Below are 6,214 nucleotides of genomic sequence, written 5' to 3' on the forward strand. Positions count from 1 at the left end.
AGGTGGCGGGCGTGCTGGCCGGCGGCGGCCGCGGCGCGGCGGTGCTGTCGGTCAACGGCGGCCCGCCGCAGGCCTACGCGATCGGCGACAAGCTGACCCGTTCGGCGCGCCTGGTCGGCATCGACGCGCAGTCGCTGATCGTCGAGCATGGCGGACGCGAGGTCCGGTTGCCGCTGCCGACGCAGGCCGGCGACGACGGCGAAGGCATCAAGCGGGTGCCGTAGCGCCTCGGGTCAGAGGCCGAGCTCGGACAGTCCCGGATGATCGTCGGGGCGCCGGCCCAGGGGCCAGCGGAACTTGCGGTCGGCCTCCTGGATCGGCAGGTCGTTGATGCAGGCGTAGCGGCGCGTCATCAGGCCGTCCTCGCCGAACTCCCAGTTCTCGTTGCCGTACGAACGGAACCAGTTGCCGGAATCGTCGTGCCACTCATAGGCATAGCGCACCGCGATGCGGTTGCCGTCGTGGGCCCACAGTTCCTTGATGAGGCGGTAGTCCAGTTCCCTGGCCCATTTGCGGGCCAGGAAGGCGCGCGCTTCCTCGCGGCTGTTGACGAACTCGGCGCGGTTGCGCCAGCGCGTATCCAGGCTGTAGGCCAGCGCCACCTTGTCGGGGTCGCGGCTGTTCCAGCCGTCTTCGGCCAGGCGCACTTTCTGTATCGCGCTGTCGCGGGTGAAGGGAGGAAGAGGAGGGCGGGTGGTGGGGGTCGATGTCATCGCGCAGGCCTCGCAGGCGGGTGGGAAAAACGGGAACGCCACGGGCATGGCCGGGCGCAAGGGTCGAGCGACGCCATCGCCTCAGTCCCCGGGACCCAGCAGCGTGGCGGCGGCGCGGCGCGCGCTGTCGGCGATGGCCGGATCGCGCGAGACCAGCGCCACGGCGATGGCGCCGTCGACCAGCACCAGCAGCTGCGCGGCGGCTTCGTCGGATTCGGGCAGCGCGGCCGCCCGGACCAGCGCGCGGATGTGATCGAGCAGCCGCGCCTTGTGTTCGCGCGCCACCGCCAGCACCGGGCTGGCCTCGTCGCCGATCTCGCCGGCGGCGTTCAGGAAGGCGCAGCCGCGGAAGTCCGCGCTGGCGAACCATTCGCGCAAGGCGTCGAACATGGACAGCAGCCGCGCCCTGGGCGTGGCCGCCCGCGACGTGGCGTCGATGAACCAGCGCATCCAGCGTTCGTCGCGCGCCCGCAGCGCCGCGGCCACCAGCGCGTCCTTGTTCGGGTAGTACTGGTACACGCGCTTGCGCGCCACGCCGGAGGTCTTGACGATGAGATCCATGCCGGTGGCGTGGATGCCGCCGGCGTAGACCAGCCGTTCGGTCGCCTGCAGCAGGCGTTGACGGGCGTCGTCGGCGGGGAGGTCGGGCGTGTCGGACATGATTGAGAATGATCGTTCTACCTGGATTGAGGGCAATCGTAGAACGATCGTTCTCCGCAGTCAAGCGGGTGTGTGGCGCAGGCAGCATCTCCGCACCATTCAGATACATAAGCAAAACTCAAGATGCTTGCTTTATCTGTTAATTAATACTAAAATCATTAGATCGTCACGCAAAGATCCGGAAACTATTTCGGATGCCTGCCAAGGCGTTGGCCGCCAAGCCAACCCAGTCCGCCAGGACCAAGACCGCTCTGGTCCTGGCCTTCCCCCAGGCGGTTCCATTGAAGCTCCATGCTTGGCCGCCGGCTTTTACCCGTCGACGACCCCAGGGCCATGCCCTGGCGCCCGTTCCTGATGCCTCCCTCGCATTGCCACCAGAGCATCCCGGGCGCGCTGGATATCCGAGTCGTTCCCTGCGCAGGGCAGGCCGACATCGCACACAGGAGTACGCACATGTCCCAACTGATCGCCAAGAAACCGCGCTTTGAAGTTCCGCCGCTGAACTGGAAGGCGCCAGGCTCGCGCCCGGACCCCGAAACCTCCTCCCGCCCGGAAACCACCGAGGCCACCCAGGACAAGAACGCGACCCGCGTCCCTGACTGACCCGCTTCAAGGCAAAAACGCCGCGTCGAATCCGACGCGGCGTTTTTTTTGGGCGGCGCGAAGGCGGCTGTCCGCCGTCAGCCGGTGTCTCCGGGCACCACCCGGTTCTTGCCATCCATCTTGGCGCGATAAAGCAGTTCGTCGGCGCGGCGGAACAAGGTGTCGGCCGTGCCGGCTTCGGGCCCGCGCGCCAGGGCCACGCCGAAGCTGGCGGTCAGCCCGAACACCGTGCCGTTCTCCGCCGTCACCCGGGCCTGGGCGATGCGCTGGCGCATGCGTTCGGCCATCTCCACCGCCTGGTCGGCCGTGCCGACGTGGCACAGCACGGCGAATTCCTCGCCGCCCACCCGCGCCACCACGTCCGCCTGCCGCAAGGTCTGCCGGCACAGCTCGGCGACCGTTTTCAGGGCTTCGTCGCCGCTGGCATGGCCGTAGGTGTCGTTGATGCCCTTGAAATCGTCGATGTCGAACAGGATGAAGGCCAGCGCCGCGCCGGCGCCGCGCCATTGCGACAGGGCCTGATCCAGGCGGCTCTCGAAGGCGCGGCGGTTGAGCAGGCCAGTCAGGAAGTCGGTCTCGGCCATGACCGCCAGGTCGACGATCAGGCGGTCGCGTTCCAGTTCGGCGCGCTTGCGCGCGGCGGCGTTGTCCTTGAGCACGCTCAGCGCCTCGAACATGCCGTCGACCTCGCCGCGGTACTTGCCCACCGGAATCGCGGCGGCTGGCGTGCCGTTGGCGATGGCGCCGATGATGCGGGTGGCCTGCACGAACGGCCGGATCACGCGCAGGCGGAATTGCCGCAGCGACAGCATCAGCGCCACCGCCAGCGCGGCGGCGGCCACCAGGGTGATGACCAGCAGCCGGATCGCATGGCGCCGATGCTCGCGCATGCTCGCCTCCATCTGGTCCAGCATCAGGTCGCGGAACTGGCTGATGGCATGCATCAGCGGCACGTAGGTCGCGGCCAGCTCGCGCGCGCTGATGGTGGCGCCGCCGGGTTGCAGCGCCGCCATGTCGCGCACCTCCGCCAGATAGCGCATGCCCTCGCCGAAATAGAAGTGCCGCAGGTCGCCATAGGCCAGCGACGCGCGCAGGTCCGGCCGCGCCGCCAGCCGCATTTCCAGCAGGTCGTGCAACTGGTCGATGCGCCCCAACACCCGCTCCATGCGGTATTCGTCGGATTCGGTCAGTTGGCGGTGCTTGGCCAGCGCCGGCGTGAAGGTCGAACCCAGCAGGCCCGCCTGTTCGCGCAGCTCGCTCGCCAGCAGCGCCAGGGTCAGCAGATTGGGCGCGTCGGCCTCGTTCTGCATCACCACGCCGGCGCTCTCGGCCATCGCCGCCTGCAGCTCGGGCACCAGCGCCACCATGCCGTTCACCGCCGCCAGCACGCGCTGGCCCGAGATGTCGGCGCGCGGCGTGGCGATCAGCGCGTCGGCGTTGTCGCGGGCCTTGATCAGCGCGTAGCGGATGCGCTGGATGTTGGTGAATTCCCGCGCGCTGTTCGGATTGAGCGGGGCGCGGTACAGCGCCAGCAGGTCGGCGATGCGGGTATCGCTGCGCTCGCGCGCCGCCCGCAGCTCATCCAGCAGCGATTCGGCGACCGGGTAGTCGGCGCCCAGGGCGGCATTCATGGGGCCGCGCTCGGCGGACACCGTTTCCATGGCCGTGATGGTGGTGCGGACGATGGCGAAGGCGCGCAGCGCGTCGCCGGTGGCGAGATAGGCGGCGCGGCTCTGGAGCAGCAGGATCCCCGTCAGCACCGACATCGGCAGCAGCACGCCCGCCGCCAATATCAGGAAATAGCGTTCCAGTGACTTGATCGAGAATCTACTGCGCAGCATACGGGTGGGCCGGCCTGATGCGATGTGACTGTGCGCGCAGGATACTGTAATTGCGCGGCCCCCAGGCCCGCCGCGATACATGGCATTGCGTTATCGCCGCTGCCGGCGCAACAGTCTTGCAATTGAATGCAGCCGATTACGCCATGGCGCGAAATTCACGCAATCCGGCTGCCCGCGCGGGTAAAACACGCGCTCGGCGGCCCGCCCGACGGTTCATGGCCGTTCGAGGATGCGCGGCCCCGGTCCGTCGCGGCCCAGCACGTCGTCCGGATTGCGCAGCGGACAGTCCGTGAGCGACAGGCAGCCGCAGCCGATGCAGCTGTCCAGCTCGTCGCGCAGCCGGGTCAGCTTGCGGATGCGTTCATCCAGGTTGGCCCGCCATTGCGACGACAGCGCTTTCCATTGTGCTGGCGTCAGCTTGTTGCCGTCCTGCGGGAAGCGCGACATGGCCTCGCGGATTTCCTCCAGCGGAATGCCGGTGCGTTGCGCCACCTTGATGATGGCGATGTAGCGCAGCACGATGCCGGGAAAGCGGCGCTGGTTGCCGCCGCTGCGCGAGCTCTGGATCAAGCCCTTGGCTTCGTAGAAGTGGATCGTCGAGACCGGCACGCCGCTGCGCCGGGCGACTTCGCCCACCGTCATGAGCCGCGTGATGTCGATCGGCTTGTCGCCCGCCATGGAAGTTGACCTCAAGTTAGGTTGAGGTCTTATAGTCCGTCGCGCCGGATTTGGCAACCCGCCGGATCCGCATGCCGCCCCGTCCGCCGGGCGGGGCAGCGCCGACCATCAGGAACAGGACCCATGCAGACGCCGCAGTACATCGAATCCCTGCTTCAGAGCTCTTGGCTCTGGTTCATCGCCCGGCTGTGCCTGGCGGTGGTGTTCATCGCCTCGGGCGCCGCCAAGCTGATCGACTTTCCGGGCGGGGTGGCGGAAATGCGCGGCGCCGGGCTGGAGCCGGCGCGGCTGTTCAATATCGCGGTGGCGGCGCTGATGCTGGCCGGTTCGATCCTGATCCTGGCGGACCGCGCGGTCTGGCTGGCCGCCGCCGCGCTGGCGGTGTTCCTGGCGCTGACGATCTTCATCGTGCACGCCTTCTGGCGCCTGCCCGAACCGCAGGCCAAGCTGGCCCTGTTTTTCGCGCTGGAGCACGTGTCGGTCATCGGCGGCCTGTTCGCGGCCGCCATCGCCAGCCACTACCGGGCGCTGGCGACGGCCTAGGGGGTGCCGTGCAGCACCACGCGGTTGCGGCCCTGCTGCTTGGCGGCATACAGGGCGGCGTCGGCCGCGTGGAACACCTGCACCACGTCCGGCCCGCTGGTCGGCCACTGCGCCACGCCCGCCGACATCGTGATGCCGCCCACCTGCGGGAATTCGCGTTCGGCGGTGCGCTGGCGCAGCCGCTCGGCCACGATCACCGCTTCCGTCGGCGCCACCCCCGGCAGCAGGATCAGGAATTCCTCGCCGCCGTTGCGGCACAGGATGTCGCCGGGGCGGGAGCAGTCGCGCATCAGCTGGGCGACGTCCTGGATCACCTTGTCGCCCGCGGTGTGGCCGTAGGTGTCGTTGACCTGCTTGAAGTGGTCGATGTCCAGCGCCAGCACCGAGAACGGCGTGCCCGAGGCCTGCAGGTGGTCGACCGCGTCCTGCGTACCGCGCCGGTTGCGCAGCCCGGTCAGCGGGTCGGTGATGCTGGCCAGGTTCAGCTTGCCGATCTTCTCCTGCAGGGTGGTGAAGCTCCAGATCACCGCGCGCTTGAGGCGTTCGGCCTCAAAATACCAGGCGCGCACCGATTTGACCCGTTGCATCGCCACCGCCACGTCATGATGTTCGACGTTGGTGGCCAGTTGCGACAGCGGCAGCGAGATCTGCCGCGCGCACCACCAGATCGCCAGCAGGAACACCAGCGCCAGCGGCGCGGCGTAGCCCAGCAGCGCCCACAGCAGTTCGCGGATCGGTTCCAGGGTCACGGCGGTGGGGCGCTGGGCCACCACGCCCCAGCCGCTGGCGGGCACTGGCGCGTAGCCGGCCAGCATGTCCACCCCGCGTGAATTGACCACCCGGCGCGCGCCGGCCTGGCCCTCGATCACCGCCTCGATCACCGGATTGCCGCTCACCACCTCGCCGACCCGGCTCGCATCGGTGTGATAGATCAGCCGTCCGTCGCCATCCACCACGTAGAGGTAGGAGCCGTCTTTGTAGTGGTGCAGGCCCAGCAGGTCGTCCAGCGCGCTTTCCTTGCGCAGGTGCAGGGTGCCGGCGATATAGCCCAGGAAGCGGCCATCGGCGGCCAGTATGGGGTAGGACAGGTTGATCAGCAGATTGCCGGCGATCGAGACGTAGGGCTTGGTGATGACCGGATGGCGGCTTTGCAGCGCGGCGCGGCTGCCCGGGCTG

The 6,214-nt window shown here is 68.5% G+C and carries 8 protein-coding genes; 3 read left to right on the forward strand and 5 right to left on the reverse strand.

Features of this window, described 5'->3' with window-relative positions:
* On the forward strand, positions 1-224 hold a 224-nt coding region (locus AOZ53_RS16600; protein ID WP_304439148.1), incomplete at its 5' end, for a type II secretion system protein N.
* Between the two features lie 9 nt (positions 225-233).
* Here AOZ53_RS16600 and AOZ53_RS16605 read toward each other — a convergent pair.
* Positions 234-713 (reverse strand): nuclear transport factor 2 family protein, encoded by a 480-nt coding sequence (locus tag AOZ53_RS16605; RefSeq protein WP_054430655.1) that lies wholly within the window; start codon positions 711-713, stop codon positions 234-236.
* Positions 714-794: 81 nt separating this feature from the next.
* The gene (locus AOZ53_RS16610) at positions 795-1,373 is read right to left on the reverse strand and encodes a TetR/AcrR family transcriptional regulator (protein WP_054430355.1); all 579 of its coding nucleotides are present in this window, start codon (positions 1,371-1,373) and stop codon (positions 795-797) included.
* Between the two features lie 453 nt (positions 1,374-1,826).
* Here AOZ53_RS16610 and AOZ53_RS34730 point away from each other — a divergent pair, with 453 nt between their 5' ends.
* On the forward strand, positions 1,827-1,976 hold the full coding sequence (locus tag AOZ53_RS34730) for a hypothetical protein (protein ID WP_180180120.1): 150 nt from the start codon (positions 1,827-1,829) through the stop codon (positions 1,974-1,976).
* A gap of 77 nt (positions 1,977-2,053) precedes the next feature.
* On the opposite strand, the gene AOZ53_RS16615 is transcribed toward AOZ53_RS34730, so the two are convergent.
* The gene (locus AOZ53_RS16615; protein WP_054430356.1) at positions 2,054-3,817 is read right to left on the reverse strand and encodes a GGDEF domain-containing protein; all 1,764 of its coding nucleotides are present in this window, start codon (positions 3,815-3,817) and stop codon (positions 2,054-2,056) included.
* Between the two features lie 213 nt (positions 3,818-4,030).
* The gene (gene soxR / locus AOZ53_RS16620) at positions 4,031-4,495 is read right to left on the reverse strand and encodes a redox-sensitive transcriptional activator SoxR (RefSeq protein WP_054430357.1); all 465 of its coding nucleotides are present in this window, start codon (positions 4,493-4,495) and stop codon (positions 4,031-4,033) included.
* Positions 4,496-4,618: 123 nt separating this feature from the next.
* Between soxR and AOZ53_RS16625 the strand changes: the two genes are divergently transcribed.
* Positions 4,619-5,038, forward strand: a complete 420-nt coding sequence (locus tag AOZ53_RS16625; RefSeq protein ID WP_054474285.1) for a DoxX family protein — start codon at positions 4,619-4,621, stop codon at positions 5,036-5,038.
* Here AOZ53_RS16625 and AOZ53_RS16630 read toward each other — a convergent pair.
* A partial coding sequence (locus AOZ53_RS16630) for a sensor domain-containing diguanylate cyclase (RefSeq protein ID WP_054488549.1) occupies positions 5,035-6,214 on the reverse strand: 1,180 nt, incomplete at its 5' end. The genes AOZ53_RS16625 and AOZ53_RS16630 overlap by 4 nt on opposite strands.

It is taken from the genome of Achromobacter sp. 2789STDY5608621 (assembly GCF_001299375.1).
GTDB classification, from domain to species: domain Bacteria; phylum Pseudomonadota; class Gammaproteobacteria; order Burkholderiales; family Burkholderiaceae_B; genus Achromobacter; species Achromobacter insuavis.

Excerpts from the sequence above, each read along its gene's own strand:
- AOZ53_RS16605 (WP_054430655.1), bottom strand. The coding sequence starts at position 713 with ATGACATCGACCCCCACCACCCGCCCTCCTCTTCCTCCCTTCACCCGC.
- AOZ53_RS16610 (WP_054430355.1), bottom strand. The coding sequence starts at position 1,373 with ATGTCCGACACGCCCGACCTCCCCGCCGACGACGCCCGTCAACGCCTG.
- AOZ53_RS34730 (WP_180180120.1), top strand. The coding sequence starts at position 1,827 with ATGTCCCAACTGATCGCCAAGAAACCGCGCTTTGAAGTTCCGCCGCTG.
- AOZ53_RS16615 (WP_054430356.1), bottom strand. The coding sequence starts at position 3,817 with ATGCTGCGCAGTAGATTCTCGATCAAGTCACTGGAACGCTATTTCCTG.
- soxR (WP_054430357.1), bottom strand. The coding sequence starts at position 4,495 with ATGGCGGGCGACAAGCCGATCGACATCACGCGGCTCATGACGGTGGGC.
- AOZ53_RS16625 (WP_054474285.1), top strand. The coding sequence starts at position 4,619 with ATGCAGACGCCGCAGTACATCGAATCCCTGCTTCAGAGCTCTTGGCTC.